The organism is Neobacillus sp. B4I6, assembly GCF_050434045.1.
In the GTDB taxonomy this organism is placed as follows: Bacteria; Bacillota; Bacilli; order Bacillales; family Cytobacillaceae; genus Neobacillus.
This window is the reverse complement of the sequence record NZ_JBNPWB010000002.1, coordinates 5,504,003-5,524,784: the sequence shown is the minus strand read 5'-3', so window position 1 is coordinate 5,524,784 and position 20,782 is coordinate 5,504,003. Positions and strand designations below refer to the sequence as shown.

At 37.1% G+C, this 20,782-nt stretch carries 19 protein-coding genes and 1 riboswitch; of the genes, 13 read left to right on the top strand and 6 right to left on the bottom strand.

All coding sequences use genetic code 11. The features are described from left to right. Positions 1 to 71 precede the first annotated feature (71 nt). From QF028_RS29580 to QF028_RS29570, 3 genes are all read left to right on the top strand, one after another. Complete coding sequence (locus tag QF028_RS29580) at positions 72 to 1,373, top strand: LysM peptidoglycan-binding domain-containing protein (RefSeq protein ID WP_429471074.1); 1,302 nt, start codon at positions 72 to 74, stop codon at positions 1,371 to 1,373. Between the two features lie 123 nt (positions 1,374 to 1,496). Beyond that, positions 1,497 to 1,847, top strand: a complete 351-nt coding sequence (locus QF028_RS29575) for a DUF805 domain-containing protein (protein ID WP_088090077.1) — start codon at positions 1,497 to 1,499, stop codon at positions 1,845 to 1,847. Positions 1,848 to 2,015: 168 nt separating this feature from the next. After that, a complete protein-coding gene (locus QF028_RS29570) occupies positions 2,016 to 3,020 on the top strand; it encodes a DUF3231 family protein (protein WP_429471071.1) in 1,005 nt (334 codons plus the stop codon). A 543-nt stretch (positions 3,021 to 3,563) separates the two neighbouring features. Here the strand turns inward: QF028_RS29570 and QF028_RS29565 are convergent. After that, on the bottom strand, positions 3,564 to 3,692 hold the full coding sequence (locus QF028_RS29565) for a hypothetical protein (RefSeq protein WP_256942508.1): 129 nt from the start codon (positions 3,690 to 3,692) through the stop codon (positions 3,564 to 3,566). Positions 3,693 to 3,995: 303 nt separating this feature from the next. Further along, positions 3,996 to 4,517, bottom strand: a complete 522-nt coding sequence (locus QF028_RS29560; protein WP_429472600.1) for a GNAT family N-acetyltransferase — start codon at positions 4,515 to 4,517, stop codon at positions 3,996 to 3,998. Positions 4,518 to 4,694: 177 nt separating this feature from the next. Between QF028_RS29560 and QF028_RS29555 the strand changes: the two genes are divergently transcribed. The 4 genes from QF028_RS29555 to QF028_RS29540 all read left to right on the top strand — a co-directional run bounded on the left by QF028_RS29555 (position 4,695) and on the right by QF028_RS29540 (position 7,973). Beyond that, positions 4,695 to 5,207 (top strand): GNAT family N-acetyltransferase, encoded by a 513-nt coding sequence (locus QF028_RS29555; protein ID WP_429471069.1) that lies wholly within the window; start codon positions 4,695 to 4,697, stop codon positions 5,205 to 5,207. A gap of 231 nt (positions 5,208 to 5,438) precedes the next feature. Then, positions 5,439 to 5,522: riboswitch (cyclic di-GMP riboswitch) on the top strand. A 28-nt stretch (positions 5,523 to 5,550) separates the two neighbouring features. Further along, positions 5,551 to 5,664 (top strand): anti-repressor SinI family protein, encoded by a 114-nt coding sequence (locus QF028_RS29550; RefSeq protein WP_429471068.1) that lies wholly within the window; start codon positions 5,551 to 5,553, stop codon positions 5,662 to 5,664. Positions 5,665 to 5,782: 118 nt separating this feature from the next. Next, a complete protein-coding gene (locus tag QF028_RS29545) occupies positions 5,783 to 6,943 on the top strand; it encodes a GGDEF domain-containing protein (RefSeq protein WP_429471066.1) in 1,161 nt (386 codons plus the stop codon). Between the two features lie 577 nt (positions 6,944 to 7,520). Next, positions 7,521 to 7,973: a C40 family peptidase gene (locus QF028_RS29540; protein WP_429471064.1), complete on the top strand. Its 453-nt coding sequence runs from the start codon at positions 7,521 to 7,523 to the stop codon at positions 7,971 to 7,973. Between the two features lie 246 nt (positions 7,974 to 8,219). On the opposite strand, the gene QF028_RS29535 is transcribed toward QF028_RS29540, so the two are convergent. Continuing rightward, positions 8,220 to 8,774, bottom strand: coding sequence for a DUF3231 family protein (locus QF028_RS29535; RefSeq protein ID WP_429471062.1), 555 nt, complete (start codon positions 8,772 to 8,774; stop codon positions 8,220 to 8,222). A 396-nt stretch (positions 8,775 to 9,170) separates the two neighbouring features. On the opposite strand from QF028_RS29535, the gene QF028_RS29530 reads away from it, so the two are divergent. Next, the gene (locus QF028_RS29530) at positions 9,171 to 10,439 is read left to right on the top strand and encodes an ATP-binding protein (protein ID WP_429471060.1); all 1,269 of its coding nucleotides are present in this window, start codon (positions 9,171 to 9,173) and stop codon (positions 10,437 to 10,439) included. 893 nt (positions 10,440 to 11,332) lie between these two features. Here the strand turns inward: QF028_RS29530 and QF028_RS29525 are convergent. Beyond that, positions 11,333 to 12,559 (bottom strand): phospholipase D-like domain-containing protein, encoded by a 1,227-nt coding sequence (locus QF028_RS29525; protein ID WP_429471058.1) that lies wholly within the window; start codon positions 12,557 to 12,559, stop codon positions 11,333 to 11,335. A gap of 43 nt (positions 12,560 to 12,602) precedes the next feature. On the opposite strand from QF028_RS29525, the gene QF028_RS29520 reads away from it, so the two are divergent. The 4 genes from QF028_RS29520 (at position 12,603) to QF028_RS29505 (ending at position 15,338) form a co-directional block, all read left to right on the top strand. Beyond that, positions 12,603 to 12,725: a YjcZ family sporulation protein gene (locus QF028_RS29520; protein ID WP_420490980.1), complete on the top strand. Its 123-nt coding sequence runs from the start codon at positions 12,603 to 12,605 to the stop codon at positions 12,723 to 12,725. Positions 12,726 to 12,748: 23 nt separating this feature from the next. Beyond that, a complete protein-coding gene (locus tag QF028_RS29515) occupies positions 12,749 to 12,880 on the top strand; it encodes a YjcZ family sporulation protein (RefSeq protein WP_429471055.1) in 132 nt (43 codons plus the stop codon). A gap of 567 nt (positions 12,881 to 13,447) precedes the next feature. Beyond that, positions 13,448 to 14,245 carry an HAD family hydrolase gene (locus QF028_RS29510; RefSeq protein ID WP_215006637.1) on the top strand — a complete coding sequence of 266 codons (798 nt, stop codon included), beginning with the start codon at positions 13,448 to 13,450 and terminating at the stop codon, positions 14,243 to 14,245. A 460-nt stretch (positions 14,246 to 14,705) separates the two neighbouring features. Then, positions 14,706 to 15,338, top strand: a complete 633-nt coding sequence (locus tag QF028_RS29505; RefSeq protein ID WP_215006638.1) for a LysE family translocator — start codon at positions 14,706 to 14,708, stop codon at positions 15,336 to 15,338. Positions 15,339 to 15,809: 471 nt separating this feature from the next. Here the strand turns inward: QF028_RS29505 and QF028_RS29500 are convergent, their stop codons facing one another. Further along, on the bottom strand, positions 15,810 to 16,247 hold the full coding sequence (locus tag QF028_RS29500; protein WP_410887224.1) for a VOC family protein: 438 nt from the start codon (positions 16,245 to 16,247) through the stop codon (positions 15,810 to 15,812). A 244-nt stretch (positions 16,248 to 16,491) separates the two neighbouring features. Continuing rightward, positions 16,492 to 18,192 carry a group II intron reverse transcriptase/maturase gene (gene ltrA / locus QF028_RS29495; RefSeq protein ID WP_429472598.1) on the bottom strand — a complete coding sequence of 567 codons (1,701 nt, stop codon included), beginning with the start codon at positions 18,190 to 18,192 and terminating at the stop codon, positions 16,492 to 16,494. Between the two features lie 994 nt (positions 18,193 to 19,186). On the opposite strand from ltrA, the gene QF028_RS29490 reads away from it, so the two are divergent. Beyond that, on the top strand, positions 19,187 to 20,461 hold the full coding sequence (locus tag QF028_RS29490) for an IS110 family transposase (protein ID WP_429471052.1): 1,275 nt from the start codon (positions 19,187 to 19,189) through the stop codon (positions 20,459 to 20,461). The last annotated feature ends 321 nt before the right edge of the window (positions 20,462 to 20,782 follow it).

Below are 20,782 nucleotides of genomic sequence, written 5' to 3'. Positions count from 1 at the left end.
TTTTTAACCGAAATACTAGCAAACTATGGTAAAATTAATAGAAATATGCAGAAAAAGAGGTGATTTGCTAGATGAAGAAAACCATTGTTCGCGCCTTATCGACAGCTGCCCTGCTTTCGACCGTTTTTGCAGGAACTGCCCTGGCCGATACATACAAGGTCCAAAAAGGCGATAGCTTATCGAAAATCGCTCAAAAATACCATACCAGTGTCAAAGATATAAAATCAGCAAACGGATTGAAGTCGGATTTTATCTCCGTCAATCAAATGCTCAAGATTACGGTCGCTAGCAAAACGACTCAAGGTTCACATCCAGCCACTTACACCGTTGTAAATGGTGATGCCTTAATTAAGATTGCCAACCGTTTTCATGTGACTGTTGGTGAATTAAAGCTGTGGAACAAACTTGATACCACAATTATTTATGTTGGGCAAAGGCTCACGGTGGTAGCTCCTAAACAGACAGCGACCACAGCAAAGCCAGCTACGAAGCCGACGACGACAGTAGCAAAGCCAACAGTTGCAACCAAACCGCAGACATCTACAGCAGATACCAGTGTCTATACGGTAAAAAGCGGCGACTATCTTGGCAAGATTGCTGGGAACCATAAAACAACGGTGAGTAATTTGAAGTCACTTAACAAACTAAAATCCGACATGATTTATGTCGGCCAAAAGCTGAAGGTTCCAGCGCAGAAGGCTCCAGTAGCTCCTGTGAAACCTGTGACACCTGTGACACCTGTAAAACCTGCAACACCGAAGCCGCCAGTGACAACCACACCGCCGAAAACACCGGCTACACAACCACCTGTTGTACAGACGGCAGTGACGGATTATATCGTGAAAAGCGGGGATACGCTAGGGGGAATCGCTGGGGACTATCAGCTTACCGTCAAGGAATTAAAGGCGCTCAACAAACTAAGCTCAGATCGACTTTATGTCGGCCAAAAGCTGAAGGTTCCTGCGACTGCGACTGTGACCGGGCCGAAGACTGAACCAACGGTTGACTCTGATTTCGCGCCAAAGATGATCGCAAGTGCCAAGAAACTAATTGGTGTTCCATATGTCTGGGGCGGCAGTACTCCGGCTGGCTTTGACTGCAGCGGGTTTGTTTATTATGCTGCCAAGCAAGCAGGGATGGAAATGGGCCGTTATTCTGCTTCAGGCTTCTATGACCGCACTTATTATGTCGATACGCCAAAAGCGGGTGACATTGTCTTTTTTGAAAATACATATAAAAAAGGGATTTCCCATCTGGGAATTTACATCGGCAACAACCAATTCATCCATGCCACTGATTCAGGTGTGATGATTTCCAATTTGCAAAGCCCGTATTACCAGGCACACTTTGCGAGTTTTAAGCGTTTCTACTAAAAAAATAGTAGTAAAACCTAGTATGAATGATTATTGGAATGTTTTTATGATAATTGCATAATAATTAAGCGATAGTCAATTATTCTAGTTTTTATCATTATTTTTTAGGGGGGCACACGTTTAATGGAATGGTATTTAAAAGTTTTAAAGAATTATGTAGGCTTTTCAGGCAGAGCAAGACGGAAGGAATATTGGATGTTTGTTCTCTTCAATATGATTGCCATGATTATCCTAGCCGTTATAGATAACGTCTTAGGTATCTACCCATTATTATATGGACTCTATTCATTGGCCGTCCTGTTACCATCTCTTGCTGTTACGATTCGCAGACTGCACGATGCCGGCAAAAGCGGCGCATGGATTTTAATTAGCTTGGTTCCTTTGGTTGGTGCGATTGTCCTACTTATCTTTACCTGTTCGGATAGCCAAGCTGATGATAACCAATATGGGCCAAACCCTAAAGCCACGTTCTAGATTTTTCAACCGCCTTTTTATGAAGGGCGGTTTTTGTTTTGGAGGCATGAAATTTATGCCGTAAAATATAAAATAAAGAAGGCCCTAAGTTTCAAAAAGGATAAGTAAAAATCCAATAATATTTCATACTTTTGCCGAATTGGTAAATAATATCCAAGAGGTGACAGCATGGAAAAAGAAAAATTAAAACTCACATCTTCCGAAATAGGGACTTTATGGGGAGAGTATGTCAATGGAACAGCCGTTGATACGATCAATAGATATATGGTGACTATTATTGAGGACGCTGCAATCAAGGCCATTTTTGAGGATGCGATCGAGACTTACGCAAAGCAAAAAAATCAAATGGTTACCTTTTTAGAAAACGAGGGATTTCCCGTTCCGATTGGATTTACTGAATCTGATCTCTATAAAGGGAAACAGCGGTTGTTCACAGATATATTTTGCCTCAATTATTTACATATCATGACATTACATGGTTTGCTCGGACATTCCACTTCATTAGGCGTCTCTGTAAGAAAGGATTTACGGTATTTTTACGACGCGTGTGATAATGACGGGAAAAGAATGTATCATCAAACGATTGAGTTATTGCTAGAGAAAGGCAGTTTTCAGCGAGACCCTTTATTTTATCCAGCTAAAAACCCTGAATATGTGTCCAGCAACGATTTCTTGGATGGATTTTTCGGAAAGGGTCGAATGTTAGCAGCGACAGAAATCATCAGTATTTCCTTCAATCTTAAAAAAAGTATTATGTCAAAAACGCTTTCCATCGCATTCAGTCAAGTCGCACAATCAAAAGAAGTAAGGAAATTTCTAGAGGAGGCCGAAAAAGTTTCGGACCAACAAATAAAAACCCTTACAAAAATTATGCAAACGGATAATTTACCTGCTCCGAAGTCATGGGAAACAGAAGTAACGGCTTCAACCGATTCTCCTTTTTCCGATAAGTTAATGTTGTATCATATCGGTTTCTTGTTTCAAGCAGCCCAAAACTATCACGGAACAGGTTTAGCCTCTGCCATGCGAACAGACCTTGTCGCTGCATATGAGACGACAATTCTAAAAAATCTTATGGTAACGAAGAAATGGTTTAATATTATGGTCCAAAATAAATGGCTAGAACAACCGCCTCTTGCTCCAAATAGAAAAGAGATTGCACAAAAAGAATAAGTTGTGCCTGTCACGCCCCGAAAAATCTTGATTCACAAGTTGTTCCACAAGCTAACCTACAAAGACAACCGGGTGCAACTGGTGACGAAGGGTGTTAAGCTAATTGATAATTTTTGTCATCCACACATATAAGACCTGTTTTTTAACCGCCTTTTACGAAAGGCGGTTTTTGTTTTGGAGGAAATCGTGAGATTTCCTTAGCAGTATCCAGGATTGATACACGCGAACAATTCAATTGCAGTATCGAGGTTTTCTGAGTCTGGAATTCATCTCGAAGCCAAGGATTGGTCGCAACCGTGCGTGAGGTATAAGGAGCGAAAATTGAGTTCATTTTCAAAAAACCCCCTGTCCGTACTGGCCGTCCTGTACGCCCTGACCGATGTGGACTCTCTGTCGATGATTCACGCGGAGGCTTCGATCGGGATCGGTGTTCATGCCTATTCTCCATTAGCCGGGGGATGTCGATAACGCAGGAAGTAAAAGCATCAAGACAGAGTAAAATGGATAACCATTCCTTAGACGAAGGTTATCCATTACACTTAACTATTTTTTACTATCTCTTGCGGCTTGTTTCCTAGCTTTTTTACTTTGTGTCAGCTCGCCTCCAAATTCTGTATCTGCTTTATTACCGCCAGTATGGGGCTGATTTCGATTGTTATTACGGTTTGTCATCGTATTCCCTCCTCCGTGATCATATGTAGATTTTCCTTGATGTTTCAAATAAGCCACCATTTGAAGTAACGTAAGTAGGATCGTCTGCTTCCTAAAACGTAAATTTTAGCGGCTAATTTTATAGTGCTTTTTTACCATTAGATTTATTCCCTAAATAATAGGATTTTCAAAGAATAAATAGCTGACAAAAACGTTTGGAAATCCCAAGTGTTTTTAGTCAGCTATTTATTGTTAAATATAAAAGCAAATTTATATGCTATTTTAGATATATTTGTTGGAAATCTACCTACATCTACTTCAATATCATAGATACTTCTCCATTCGAATATCCGTCCACATTTTACCTTGCCAATAGGTAAATTTTTCGATCCGGCCAATTTCTTTGTAGCCCAGCTTCTGATAGAGTTTCTGTGCTTGTTCGTTAAATTCAAACACGCCTAATTCAATCCGCTTCAGCCCTTGCTTCTTAATCTGTTCCTCCATATATTGAATCGCATCATAACCAATCCCTTTGCCTCGTCCTTCGGATTCACCAAGAGTGATCCCAATCCAGGCGGTCCCAGGCTCTTTTTTGTAAAGATAGTTCGGATCGACTACATAGTTCATTTCACCGATTAACTGGTCATTCAGATAGATAAGATAGATGTGATGGTCTTCCAGGCGTTTTGTTAAGTCCACCAGGGACATTTCTTCACGACGTTCCATTTCCGATTGGTTTTGGTTCGGGCGAGTCAACGGAATTAATGCTGGGTCGTTTTCCCAACGATTAAACACCTCAACGATGTTTGAGGTAGGTTCAGTTAATTTTATAAAATTAGTCGTCATTGTGCTCTCCTCTCTAATCTGCTCCATGATTAATCATCCTTTAAGATGGTGCTAGGATATTTTAGTTGATCTAGTGAAAAAACCATTGCTCTACCATCTTCCTTTTCAGGATACATGATATAGTTTGACTTAGTTATGAATTTTTCACAAATAACAATCAAATGAGGTGTATTTTAGTTGAAAGTGATTGAAACAGAACGATTGGTCCTTCGCTGGTTAACGCAAGATGATGCCGCGTTTATTCTCGAGCTTTTGAATGGTCCTTCTTGGATACGGTTCATCGGTGATCGAGGGGTGCGGACGTTAGAGGATGCTAGGAACTACATTGTAACGGGACCGATGGAGATGTACTCCCGGCTGGGCTTTGGTCTTTATATGACGGAGCTAAAAGATGAAGGAAGGACCCCGATTGGGATTTGCGGATTGATTAAACGCGATTCTTTAGACGATGTCGATCTTGGTTTTGCTTTTTTATCAAGGTTTCAAACTAAAGGTTATGGTTTTGAGGCAGCTTCAGCCACGCTTGTCTATGGAAGGGAACAACTGGGTCTGAAGCGGATTGTGGCGATTACCTCTGAGGACAATGATGGGTCATCGAGACTGCTTGAAAAGGTCGGAATGAAGTTTGAAGAGATGGTTACCCTCCCTCATGATTCGGAGGAACTTAAGTTGTTTGGGGTTGATTTTTAAGTAGGTTTTCAATAGAAAATACCTACAGTTCATATTAAGCCGTTCTCATTTGGAGTACCCGCAACAATAAAGACATTTATAAAAGCAATGCTTTAGGTAGCGCATCGCTTTTTTTATTGTTAAATCAACGTTTCTGTCAATTAATGTCGAACTTTTTAGAATTATATTTATTTGTTTATTAGAAAACATATAGTACCATTGTACTATGAGCCTTAATATTTTAATTCTTTAATTAGTTAAAAGCAAACCTTTCGAAAGACTGGGACGCAAAGCTACAGGTCTAAGGTTTTAAACTATGATCGCTGGGTTGCCTAAAATTGTACATATTTTAGGAGGTTGTATTATGATCGTACCAACATGTGAAAAAGAACTAGATAATGAATGGGTGGAGCTTATTAAGCAAGCTCTAGCGCTGGAAATATCCGTTGATGAAATTAGAGATTTTCTTAATAAATAATGGAGTCCATCATACTATGGAAAAACGTCAGAAAGTTACTAAAATGTAAGTCGTTTTTTGCCCTATCCATAAAAAAATGTAAAAGATAAAAGAGTTGATTACAGGATAAGTGATGAAAATGAAATATAAAGGAAGCATAACTGCGTTTATTCTTGTTCTAATTACTAATTGTTTGTATATAACCTATTATTTTTCTAGAGATGGATACGTTGATACTATTGAATTTATAGGTTTGCCAATAATGCTAACACTCGCTTGGTGGTGTGGTAAACAGTTTGACAAAGTGAAATTATTTATGGAAAAAGATAGGAATCAAAGTAAGGAATTACAAAGAATTAATGAACAGTTTCAAGTTATATATGAGAAATCGCCTATTGGTATTACTCTCATGGATAAAAACAGCAGACCTGTTATGGCTAATCCAAAGTTACAAGATATGCTTGGGTATAGTGAGAAAGAATTACAAAATATTACTTTTGGTGATATTAGTCATCCCGATGATACTACTATAATTATGGGACTCTTGAATGAATTATTGGAAGGAAAAATCGACCATTATCAATTAGAAAAGCGTTATTATCGTAAGGACGGACAATTGGTTTGGGGTAAAGTAACTTCATCTCTATTTCCTGGAAAAAATGATGAATTATCCTATGTCATCGGAATGGTAACTGATATTACTGAACGAAAGGTAGCTGAACAACACCTTATAGAAGCTTATCAAGAGATGGAAGATCTTTCGAATAGAGATGGATTAACAGGCATTGCTAATCGTCGTTATTTTGATGAATATTTGATTCGAGAATGGAGACAGGCTGTACGCTACAGTAAACCACTATCGCTAATTATGCTTGATATTGATTCTTTTAAGGAGTTTAACGATACATATGGTCATATGGGCGGTGACGAATGCTTAAAACAAGTAGCAAGTATTTTAGAGGAGACCGTTAAGCGACGAACAGATTCAGTTGCTCGCTATGGCGGTGAAGAGTTTGCAATCATTTTGCCGGAAACAGTTATAAATGATGCTTGTATTGTGGCAGAAAAAATACGCTCTACCGTTGAAGAGTTACATATTCCTCATGTAGGGTCTAATGTTAGTAAATTCCTTACAGTCAGTGTTGGCGCTGCTACAATAATTCCAGATTTTAATTCTAATCCAGAGGATTTAATCCGTGAAGCAGATAGGGCACTATATCAAGCAAAACAAAAAGGTCGCAATCGAGTTGAATCATATAGTAAATATAGTGAAAGAAAGCTACTCCCTAATATTGTTTAAGTGGATTAGCTTTATTTATTTGACATGATCCACTAACCGGGACCCAGTCCTCATCCTTTTCTTCTATTGCCTGTAGAATGCATGATTTAAATCTTGGAACCATTCCATTAAATACGGCAATGCTTCTTTTAGTTATATTGCGGTCCCCTTCTAATAAAAAAACAGATGGAGCTATGCCAACTGTCTTAAAGAAACCTAATTTTCTTTCTGCGACTTTTCCAAATTTTCACGAAAATTTGCCTGTTTTCACTTTTAAAGAATTTAATATTAATGAATTTCAACGGTGTCCAAACTTCCTTCATCTGATACAACGGCACACTATTCACCCACTTAAATTTTTTTATACTACCATTATAGTACAAAAATTCCAAAAATTAAATTATTTATACCTGAATAAATAATTAAAACATCTGTGACATTAGAGCACCGTTAGTTAGATTTTCTTATTAAACAAAAGGAGACAAGCATACAAATTATATCAATATAATTTGTAATGAAATTGTAATTCTGCTGAGATGTCACTGTTACACCTTCCTAGTATATTTAAACTATCAAATCACACTAGGAGGTAACAATCATGCTAAAGAAATTCATCGTAGCATTTGTCATTATCGTTTCTTGCGGCTCTTTGTTCGCTAACATGGGTGATAAAGCGGAAGCAGCATATTATAATTCAAAAGCAGTTTCGGTTGCAAAGTCTAATTTAGGAGTACCTTATCGTTGGGGCGGAATGTCACAATATGGCTTTGATTGTTCAGGACTTGTTAAATATTCCTATGCAAAAGCTGGAAGAACGCTAAACCGTACAGCGGCTCAAATGTTCTATGGAAACGGATATCGTATCTATAATTATATACAACCAGGAGATTTAATGTTCTTTGCTCCAACCAAGGCAAGTCGCCCGACACATGTTGCCATGTATATCGGGAATGGTAAAATGATTATGTCTTCTTCTTCAAAAGGAGTCATGATTACAAGCACAAATAACCCATATTGGCATCCAAGATATATTGGAACAAAACGCGTTTAATGACCATCTAGGAAGTTATCTATAGATAAGTATCAAAAAGTATTAAATTTAAAAGCCTGTATTGATGATAACTAAGTTATCATCGATACAGGCTTTTTCTTTTTTAAACTAAAGCCCCCGTTAGCCTTAACAAATAGATTAATTTTTTTGCAAAAACTTAATATTTTTTATTAGTATTTTTCAGGTTCTTCTAGCCTTGGAAGAGCTTAGTGTGTTCTTGGCCACATGTTACTTTCTACGCTACCCCTAACTTAATGGCTTTTGGGAACCTTGTGGAACGTAAAACGGTGGCACCTTAATCCATCCGCGTTTGCGCATTAAATGTTTTAATCTAGTTGCGAAAGCAAATTTTTCTGCTTGAAACTGAATAAACAATAAACCGACATCTGTACGAATTGATTCGGAAGCAGCACCAGCAGCACGCATAATTAAACTAATGATTTTTAAAGATAATTCGTTTGCAATCACATCATCCGTTAATTTAACACCAAGTGGAATACTGTTAGGGTCTGATTTTGGCATATCTTCAGGGGCAGGAGGTAATGTAATTCCTTCCTTAATCATGAAATCATGGAGCCGTTCCCTTTGACTGGCCCCTAGCTTCATATCTTCTTCAAGTATTGCTTTTAGTTCATCATCCGTCGTGGTATTAATACCTGCTTGAACAGATACTTTGGCTAATTCAAGTCCAGATAAGTAAATCCAGCATGCCATCACTTCTCCGACATGAAGAGGTTGGTCTTCGTCTTGAACTGTCAGTGATTTCATGGCATCCATGATTGTTTCCATTATATTTACCATGCGATTCCCTCCTGATCTATACATATTTTTTGTTAGGAAAGATTTTTTATTCAGGGAGTACTCACCAACATTTTGGAAATTTTGTCAAAAATACAAATTTCAACCTAAAAAAGTCGATTTCCTATATTGAAAAGGAAGTAACAAATTTATTAAAAGTTCAGTTCACTATGCTGGTTTAATGGTCATTGTCTAATTAATTTTAATTCCTCCGTGAAGGGAGCAGTAAAAATCCTACTTATCAGTTTTACTAACAATGTGTTAAGTTTTATTAATTTTTCATTAGATGTAAATTCAAATATAATTAACGTAATGATAGTATTAAAATCACTCTTTAATTTATATTTAAAAATCAAAATCTTTAAAGAAATATATTGTCGAAAGAGAGAGACATCTAGAATGGAAAACACCACTCATGTTTTGATTAATATACTCGCTATATTGTTCAATATCCTATTTCTGCAATACACCTTATATAAAAGGAATATTGAGCAGCTTCAAATCGAAAGAACGGTTTTCGTGATGATTAGTGTGATGATCGCCACGAACATCCTATTTCCCATCGAATTGGGAAACGGATTCATCTTTAACCTGAGTTTGATCCCTCTGGCTTTTGGGAGTTTCTATGCCATGAGATTTATCAGAGTTTGGTTTTTCCTCCTATTCCTGTTCCTTGTCCTGCGGTTTCTGGAGGGCAACGATTATTTATGGCTCACTATTTCAACGGTGCTGCTTTTTTGTCTACTGTTCACCCTGTTTCGCAACCGCTTTCAAATCCTTGCGATGAAAGAGAGACTGCTCTTTCTTGCCGCGTTCATGCTGTTTATCAGCATCTGGTGGTTGGCATGCGTGTATTATTTTTACCATATTTCCTATACCGTCCTTTTCTGTCTCGCTTATATTTTCAGCCAAACCGGCGGACTTTATGTCTTTGGCTATATTCTTGAAACCGTCCGGCAGCAGCATGCTTTAATGAGCAGGGTTGTAAAAATGGAAAAAATGGAAGTGGTCAGCCACTTGGCAGCGAGCATCTCCCACGAAGTGAGGAATCCCCTCACGACGGCAAGAGGATTCATGCAGCTTCTTTGCGAGATGAAAGATGCCGATGAGCGACAAAAGGAATACATCAGTATCGCTCTGCAAGAGTTGGACAGGGCGGACAGCATCATCCGCGATTATTTGACGTTTGCCAAGCCTGCACCGGAAAATATGGAGGAATTGGAGATAAAGGAAGAAATCGAAAAATCTTTGCAACTTATCGAGCCGCTCGCCAGCATGAACGGTGTGCAATTGAAAAAGGAAATCATCGCTTGCAGCTTGAAGGGAAATAGAGGACTGTTCCAGCAGGTGTTGATTAACATCCTTAAAAACGGTATTGAAGCAATGCCAAACGGTGGAGAGCTGACGATTACTTGTTTTCAAAAAGATTCCACCATTAAAATCACCATTAAAGATGAAGGCATCGGCATGAACGAAGAACAGAAAAATCGGCTCGGGGAGCCGTACTTTTCGTCGAAAGATACCAAAGGAACTGGTCTTGGTATGATGGTTGTTTACCGAATTGTTGAGACGATGAAGGGAAAAGTCAGTGTAACAAGCCAACAGGGAAAAAGGACAAGCATCACGTTACTATTTCCAACAAATATTGAGAAAGCAATAAACAAATAAAGCCGGATTTCCAGCTTTATTTATTTGCAGGAATATTTGATCTCTTTCGAAAAAGAAAGATAAATTGGTAACACTTGCGCTTGCCAGTGGTTCCAGCATTCTCGATATTCAGATTTATGGTTACGAATTACCTTTTTCTTTTTTATCATATAAAAAAACAGAACATACCTTTTATTTTATTATTAACTTATTAAAGTATCTGTTTAGTTTATTAACCATCTTCGATAACTATGTTAAGTAATGTAGAACAATCACTACAATCAGTTAATATGTTAAATCAGATATCTCAACAAATTAACCAATCACAACAACAATTACAACAGCAACAACAAAACCAAGGGCAAACCGGTCAAATGAATATGATTAATCAAACATACCAGCAATAAATGTGTTAAAACGTAGCTGATATCCTTTTGTTATCAGCTGCGTTTTTTTATTATTTGTACCTTCACTTTTTTTAGAAAAAAACTTTGAATGGCAATACTTTTCCCCACCATCCATTATTAATGCATCATTCGAGATGGATAATATAGGTAATTTTACATTTAAAACTTTTGTAGTCCTCCTGAAGAGGATCTCGACTGTTCCCTTTTAAATTTATTCCTAACTATACTTGTTTAACTGTCGCCTGCATTTTATGGAGACGATTGCTACGTTAGATACGAAAAAGAGCTTGTTCTTATCACATAACGACCCTGAAACTGTGAAAGCACTCAGTACCTTTAAATTTCGTTCTTAAATGGTAGTAAAAATGAGTACCCCTTTACATAGCCTAAATAAAAAAGAGAAGGAAACAATGTTCCCTCTCCATAGCATTCTATTTTAGTATCAGTAATTTAATTTATTCTAATAAAATGCAGTCTACTACTCCTTAAAATAAAAATACTTAGTTTTTACAAATAATACTCAATCATTTTTGCAAACTTTTCTTTCAGTTTTTCTTTTATAGATAATTGATTGACGTCAGAGGATGTTACTCGCTTTGAATTTTGGATGTCTTCATTGATGACTGGCTTTATTTTAGAAATAAAGACAGGGTCATGGATATAGCAGTTCATTTCTTCATTTAAATGAAACGAGCGCGAATCAAAATTTACGGTCCCTACCATCAATATGTTTTTATCAATCAAGAATACTTTACCGTGTATCACTCCCTTTTTATAACCGTATACTTCTATTCCCTGTTTTAATGCTTTTCGAATATATGGATACGCTGCCTCTTTAACTAACAGTGCATCCGAATGAGGTGAGAACAGAATTTTAACACGAACTCCTCTTTTTCTTGCATCCACTAATGAGTTCCAAATAGTTCTGTCATTTAGTATAAAATAAGGTGTTACTATAATGATGGACTCTTTTGCTTGATGAAACAGCATTGCATAATCTTGCCCAAGTTTCTCTCCGCTATAATATGCAGTAAATCGATGCGAGGTTGCTCCCTCTTCCTTTGTCGCGCTGTGTATAGGAATCTGTTGCTCTGTGTTTTTCTTCCAGTCTAACACAAATTGATGTTCTAGATCTTGAACTCCTTCTCCTCGTATTTGAAGGTGATAATCTCTCCAGTGACCGAGTTTTACTTTTTCTCCTAAATACTTCTTGCCGATGTTAAATCCGCCAATGTACCCAATCCTTCCATCAATAATTGAAATACGGCGATGATTCCGACGATCCAAAGAAGCAAAAAGATAAGGTAAAGCAGGCTTATTGTAATACGTAAAATGCACTCCTGCTTTAACCAATAATTCTCTTTCCCTCTTCTTTAGTAAAATTCCACCCAGCCTGTCCACTGCATAATATACTTCTATACCTTCCTGGCTTTTTTGTCTCAATAAATCTAGAAATTGATGACTTACTTTATCATCAGCAATAGAGAAAAAGTTGATATACACGTAATGTTTTGCTTTCCTTATATCTGAGAATAATTGATTGTCTAACTGTTTCCCGTCCGTATACATAGTAATATTACTTTGACGAATCGGGTATTGGATGGGCTGCTGGTCAAATACCATCCTTTTTTCGGCTGCTGTTCTGTCAATATTACTCCAAGGAAGCAAAACAAAACATGCGCCGAAAAATACAAATAGGAGTACTTGAAGGATTTTCCGTATCTTTTTCAGCATATTTAATCTCCTTTATATATTATCGTTTTCATTCTGTTAGTTTTTGTTATCGGGACAAAACTATCCCGTTTGCCCTCCATGGAGCGGAAGTTTCGCAATAATTGTTGTACTGTTTATTCCACTTATTATCGTAGGTTCTGCCTTTGTTGGTCGAAGATATTATTAATTTATAAAAAAGGGGGATTTTACATGCTTGGTTACTGCGGATATGATTATGGTGGTAACGGCTATGGAGGATATGGTTACGGCGACCGTTCAACATTCGTTCTCATTGTCGTATTGTTCATGTTATTAATTATAGTAGGTGCTTCCTGGTTTTAACCTAATATCCTTTTATTACCATTAGTCTTTATAAGACTAAGCATTATGGAGGAAGTTCCACTATTTTGGGAGTTCCTTTTATATTTACTACCAAAAAGGATTATTTCTTTTCGATTTCCAATTGGAGAATAAAATATTTTCGGAAATTTTCATTACTATTGTTTAATTCAAACAATAACCTTTAACATCCTTGTCTAACTAAACTAAACTGCCACGTTACTTGAATAAGAAAAATGCCTTGCTCCCTTATAGAAACAAAGCACTCCGTTAGCTAAATAAGAGGATTTTATTTTTTACTCCTTTTTAGATGGCATTTGTCAGCCACCTTCTATGCAAGTTGAGTTGGAGCTTCCTACTACTTTATTTAATTCAGTTATCAATACTTGAAGAATGTTGTCGTTTACTAATACTTGTAATGTCTTCTCTGTAATTGGAACATTGTATTTTTGAAAAACCTTTAATGTTTTTTCCCATACTGAAACTTTATTTAATCTATACACTGAGTTTACAAGGCTTTAATATTCAGATGATAGGATTGGTTTATCAACGAATGAGGAGGCAGTATAAATGAATGTTCGTGCAATATTTATTGATATGGATGGTACACTACTAAAAGCCTCAAACAACATTTCCCGCCGAAATATGGAAGCCATTTATAAGCTCATTAATCAGGGAGTCAAGGTTTTTCTAGCTACTGGTCGACACTATGAAGTAACCGCTCCTTACCATAAAGAAATTGGATTACGAACTCCTATGATCTGTTTGAATGGTGCGGCTATTCACGATGCAGAGACAGGAAGAGCTATGCAAATGAAAACCGTCCGACTGAACGAAGAACGATTCCACCGTCTGACCGCTGAAAATCCTTGTAATGTTATTATCCATACAGCAAATGGGCTTTATTGTAAGGAAACAAATGAAGAAATCGATTATTGGACAACAGTTGGGCAAATTCCGCCACGGTATATTGGAGATTTAAGACTGGCAAATTATCAAGATGTTCTTAAATATAGTGTTCGAACAGGTGGACCAAGTTCTGAATTATCCGCTTTGTTTAAAAAGGAAGCAGAAGTCATCAATTGGAATGACGGGTTTGAAATGGTTGCTCCTAATGTTTCCAAATGGTCTGCTATAAAAAGCTTACTTCGCGCATTTCGAATTAGTCCAAATGAAGTCGTAGCCATTGGAGACGGACCCAATGATATAGAGATGCTTCGTCATGTCGGTACTGGAGTGGCAATGGGGAACGCTAGCGAAGAGGTTAAAGCAGCAGCTGATTTTGTTACAGGACACCACGAAAATGATGGATTAGCTGAGTTTATAGAACGTTATCTTCATAAATCATATGAATCATATGTGATTTAAGGTTATTTAAAATAACTTTTTGTAATAAAAAATGACAGGTGTAATCTATTTCGTTAGATTCATACCTGTCATTTTTTGTCATCAATATTTTATAATTAGATAGTGTATCTTCATTTGAACAATTTCATTCATGTATTGGTTTCTAACTCAGAATTACCAATTACTCCTAATTATCAATATTCACACCCTTTAATGCAATAAAAAAATAGCTTCTAGGTGAAAATGGAAGGGTCTAATCATCTGTAAGAAATTATACAAACTACAAAACGGGGACAAAGGTTACTGTACTAAACGGGGTTAAATCAACTTGTTTAGGCTGATTCTTCAACTCAAGCACCCATTAGTTCAACAAGGAAATCAATCAATAAGGTTTATGTTCAATTAATAACACGATTTATATATAATACAATGTAAGAATCACATGATCAGTACTCATCATAATCAGAAAGGTGATATTAAAATGGAAAATTTTTATCTGTTTGTCCTAATGTGTATTTTACTAATTATTTTACCCGGTCCTGATACTGCAATTGCTACAAAAAATACTGTCACCGTTGGGAGAATCGGAGGTCTTAAAACAGCTCTAGGTACTTGTTGTGCCCTTCTTATCCATACTTCTGCTGCTGTATTAGGACTTTCAGCCATCATTGTGAAATCAGCAATATTATTTTCTGTCTTCAAATACGTTGGCGCTGTTTATTTAATTTATCTGGGTGTTAAGACCTTATGGTCAATGAAGAAAAAGGAAGAAACAGCAAGCGTTGAGATGAACACAAAAAGCCAGTTTGTAAACACATCTTGTTTTAAACAAGGGTTTATTACAAATATCCTAAATCCCAAAGTTGCTGTCTTTTTCTTAACCTTTTTGCCTCAATTCGTGGACTCTGGAAGCAATACCTTTATACCGTTTCTTATAATGGGTATAACTTATACTGTATTGACTGCCGTATGGTTTTTACTTTATGTCTATTTAATTAATCAGATTAGTTCTTTTATGAAAAAACCTAAAACACAAGATATTATTGAAGGTATCACAGGTACTATACTGATAGGTTTTGGTATAAAACTAGCTCTTGAAAAGACTCATAATTAGCTTATTTTTATTTATAAGGTACGACCCTTGATTTCCCTAAATCAAAGGGTCTTATTTTTTGCCGAAATAAAGTATCTTAATCAATCTTGCTAAACTAGTCGAGTAGAAGGGAGCCTTTCTACCTTGCGGTAAATTGTACTCCACCCTCCGGGTAGAAAGGTCGCCCAATTGGCGACTCAAACCCCCACAGAACCCGGCGTGCGGATTTCCCGCACCGGGCTCTTCAGAAATTACTTCACAGTTTCGCGTACATCTTTAATTCCGAAAATGGAATTGAAAGTTTAGGACGCTCTAGAGGAAAAATCGACTTAATCTTATTGAACTTTTCCCACGTTATATAGCTCCCTGCCATCTTCCTGTCTACGCAGCTCAACAAGATGCAAAACTACAATTTACATGCAACGCACCCGATGGTTTCAGATGAAATCTTTAAAGTTGGAAATCTAAATCATTTAAAGTCCCATTCAATATTTATCTGATTTTCTCCGCCAACTCTAAAATAATTCCCTCTGGACCACGAACGTAGCATAACTTATAACTTTCTTCATATTGCTGTATCTCACTAAAGATTTCCGTGCCCCTCTTTTTCAATTTTGCAACAATAGCTTCAATATCTTCAACAGCAAAGCAAATATGTCGGATACCCAGCGTATTTGCAAAAGGTTGCTGAATATCTTTTTCATCTGATGGCGTGTAAAATTTGACTAGCTCTATCCATGCCTGACCATCTGGCATCCCCAATCCTACACATGCCGTTTTAACATCACTAAGCCCAACTATTCTGTCCAACTGTTCTCCATCCAATTCCCATTCCGCTTGCACTACAAGTCCTAAATCAAGAAAAAACGCTTTAGCCTCTGAAAGATCATTTACGTTTATACTCACATGATCTATTCTATTGATCTTCATATCTCATACCTCCTATGTTCCTGCTATTTTCAATACCTGTATTCGTGTAAGGTTTGTTTAAATTCTAATTCGCTTAAAACAGGAAATATCCTTCTTCATACAGATAGGTAAGGCTTTGAAGTTATCGCCACCTTTTCCCCCTGTTCACACCGTACGTGCGACTTTCACCGCATACGGCGTTCCAACTAATCCAATTCATTCAATTCTATGTATTTGTTTAGGTTGATGATGCTTTCTTCCGAAATCATATAGTTTCATTTTTACATTGTAATCGAAATTCGTTTATCTTTTCTTTTTGCTTTTTGGTAAGTTTTAAGGTTTTGATTAATATCTTTATCTTTTCACTGTCCTTAAGATGGATTAAGCGATGAACTGATTCATGGAGTATCACAAGGTTTGAAAATGTATCATCTTTTGATAGGTGATACGGATTCTTGTGATGGCAGTGCCAATCACTGACTCCAAGCTCCACTCCTGTTACCGCACATTTCCCATATTGAGCAATAAACTTACTTATTCGATTGTCATTGTATTCAATTGAACGATTTGGAATATAGTTTTTCATAATTGAAAATAAAACCCTTTTGTTTACAGCTTTTAGACTTTTGTGGATTTTATCTCTACCTTCGGTAGTATAATTACATGTTTCCTGTGAAAAGCATAAGTTTGTTTTATGCTTCTGAGCATATATGGGCACAAACACCATACTTTGTATTTTGTATAGTTTCGATTTGTAACCTTTGTACCTTTTTTGTAGAGTTGTTGTCATCTCATGAAAATTCGCATCTGTTCTAAAAATCATTAAACGATTATACAGTGTTTTTCTCAGATAGAAGTTTAACTCATTCAGATTTGTAGTAATTTGGGTTGCTGCGGAATAGTAGTTTTGGATTCCCATTACAACTGTGTTGAAATGCCAGACTGTCTCTACACAAGGGTTCTTCTGGATTGCTTTAATTGCTTCTTTAATTTTATTAGAGGCATTAGTCTTTGCTTTTCTAGACATATTTGACAGGACTACATGACCAAACCTAGTTTTTCCCTTCCTTACTACTTTAAAAGTAAAGCCGAGAAACTCGGAAGAGTTTTTCTTTAGGTTTATTACCTTTGATTTTTCATCGCTGGTTTCAAGGTGTAATCTTGTTTTCAAAAAGTCTTTTATGGCATAGTTCATTCTGATTGCTTGAGAACGAGTTCTGCACAAAACTTTAAAATCGTCCGCATAGCGGACGATAAAGCATTCTTTTAACCCAGATTTTTTAAGTCCTTGATACTTGATTCCACTAGTCTTATATTTAAAGTTGCTTTCGAATGTTTCCCACTGATTACTTATCCACCAATCAAGTTCATTAAGAGCGACATTTGATAATAGGGGTGATAAAATTCCACCTTGCGGTGTTCCTTTGGCTGGTATTCCTTCTCCATCAATCTCCGCTTTTAATAATCTTGAGATAATTGAGAGTAATACCTTATCCCTGATCCCCAATGACCAAAGCTGTTTCAAAAGTTTTCCGTGATTCACATTATCAAAGAAGCCCTTTATATCGACACCCACACAATGATGAAGCCCAGCTTGATTGACAAGAAATTCGAACCTTGCTTTGGCATGATGGGTGCTTCTATTTGGTCGAAATCCATAGCTATGTTTATGGAATTTGGCTTCACAAATGGGTTCCAATACTTGTAGAATACACTGTTGGAAAATTCTATCCCAGATGGTTGGAATCCCTAAGGGTCTAAATTTTCCGTTTCCTTTTTCAATAAACACTCGTCTAACCATTTTAGGTTTGTAGTTTTTAAACATGATTTGAACAGTGTTTATTACATCTTCCACAGATAAATGACAAATATCTTTAATCGTAAGATTATCAGTTCCTGCCGTTTTACTACCTGTATTTCTTTTGATATTACGGTAGGCAAGACGAATATTTTCATTAGAACTCATCAATTCTATTAATCCATAAAACTTTTTACCACTGACACTTTGAGCGTACAAAGAGTCAAAGCACTCCTGTAAATTATAATACTCATTGTGCCTCAGCTTTTTCCGTTTCAATAAGTCGGCAACTCCTTTCGGAGTTAAACCTCTTTTAGTCTCACAAGAACCTTATTAATCGATAAAAATCTGCCTTACATGGTTGAATGATTCTTCATTAGTATAGTGGCTATCCCTCCATGTTGATTAAACATTTCATTGGTACTGTGCCACCACTTTCACTGATATAAAGGCAAGTTATACGGTAACTAATATCATTATTGCTTTCCTTGCCAACGATTCTCAGGGAGTAAGCCCTCCACGTTATCAGTTTACAACGTTGAATTATATCTATTATGGAATGAACTTAGGTGCTTCCTGTAAGCCTGTTAGCATTCAAACGCCTATAACGTATCATGGATTTTCATATTTGTTATTCTTACTCACCCACAGCTAACCTCACAATTTGGTGATAATACACATTTCTATGTATTGCAGGTTTAGACCCGTACATTCAGAAGTTCGTCAGCTTAACCTTTTTCTTTTAGATGTATTCGCATCCTCACCATATTCATTCAACTCAAGCATCATGAATTACACCACTCCATCGAGTAGGCTTTCGGCAGCCGAACTGCTACGGTAATTTCTCACGCCTTTTTGCCGAGCTTATAACACTCTCATTCTTACTAAATCAAATGCTATTCGACTAAGAGAGAACCCTTCAGGGCGTTACCCCATCATTTGATTCTTCGATATAACCCTTCAGTTCCGAGAGGAGCTGTCCGACCTTTACCTGAGTATTGTGACCAATCTCAATTTAAGCCAGAAACATTTCGCACAACAAACCTGCCCCGTTAGCATTCCTGTAGAGAGTTAATTATTGACTTTGATAAAAAAAGAGCTCCTCAGTAAGATATGAGTATAGACACCACTCTAACTCAAAACCCTAGGAGGAACCCCTACTATGAAGTTTAAAATGCAAGACAAACAAAATCAACTAATAGAAAGAATTTCCGATAAACATCTCGTTGTTGGTGTGGACATTGCTCAACAATTTCACGTCGCTCGAGCGGTGAATTTCCGTGGAATTGTAGTCGGCGATCCTCTCACATTTGAAAATAACGAAGATGGATTTACTATTTTATTGCACTGGGTTAACAAATTAAAAAGGACAAATAACTTAGTTACCACTATAGTCGGCATGGAACCTACGGGACATTACTGGATTAATCTATCAAAATGGCTTTTCGAACAGAATATTGATGTAGTAACAGTAAATCCATACCATGTAAAAAGGAATAAAGAGAATAGAGATAATACCCAGTCGAAAAGCGATAAAAAAGATGCACTAGTTATCGCTGATATGGTGAAAAACGGTTACTATTCCATTGTTCGTCCCACTTCTGAATCATTTGAAGAACTTCGAGTTCTTATGTCTAACCGTGATGTGATTGTTAAGCGTCTTGTTAGTTCGATCAAGCAATTAAATCGTTGGGTAGATGTTGTCTTTCCAGAGCTCCGACAAGTTTTTAAAGACGTGAAAGGTAAAGGGGCAATCGCAACTCTTCGTTTATTTCCTACCCCTATGGAATTGCGTTCAATGCAACCTCAAAATGTTGTTATCGGGTGGAAGTCACTGATGAAGAGACAGCCTGGATTAAAAAAGGCCCAATTACTTATTCATTTAGCTAATCGTTCGATTGGCACTAAGCAAGCACTTGATGCTTATAAATTTCATCTACAACAATTACTAGAGGAATTTGACCTCGCAACAACACAACTCGAAAGAGTTGAAAAACAAGTGGCAGAAGTACTTAAACAAATTCCTTATGCTAATCAATTGCTTAGCATTAAAGGAATTAGTGAGATTTCATTGGCAGGTATATTAGGGGAAGCTGGAGATTTAAGTGGCTTTGCCCACGGCAATTCTTTACTACGTCATGCAGGATTACACCTAGCTGAAGCAAGTTCGGGAAAGTGGAAAGGACAAATTGTCATTTCTAAACGGGGAAGATCTAGACTTCGGCGTTTTCTCTACTTAGCGACGATGAGCCTTGTCATGAACAACCCTGAGTTTAAAGCTTTACACACCTCAAATGTTAAGGTGAAAAAAATTAAGAAGATGAAATCAATTATGAAATTGGTTGGTAAACTGGCTAGGATATTTGTTGGAATGGCCAAACGAAATGAATCCTATTATCCAGAAAAATTACAACCTTTATCTTCCCTAGCAGCATAAGAACTAATAGATTATTAGAAACACTTACTAGTTTTTCCAAAAGGATAAACTTTCTTAAATCATAACAATAAAGAGGTTGTCTTGCACTTATCGAATGTTGGCTTATTCGTAGGATTTCAAACATGTACGGAGTACCAGGTTTGTTCCACAAAAGGGCTTTGACCCATCCCGTTAGCATAACTGGCCTCCACCCCTTGGATAGGCATGACGAAGGAATGATAGGGCATTTGACCCGTTGAGACATGGGAGGGAAAGCCTCCAAGGGTGGCGTGGAGCATGTACATCATATGGTAAAATATGGAGTTATAAATCTCTCCTCTA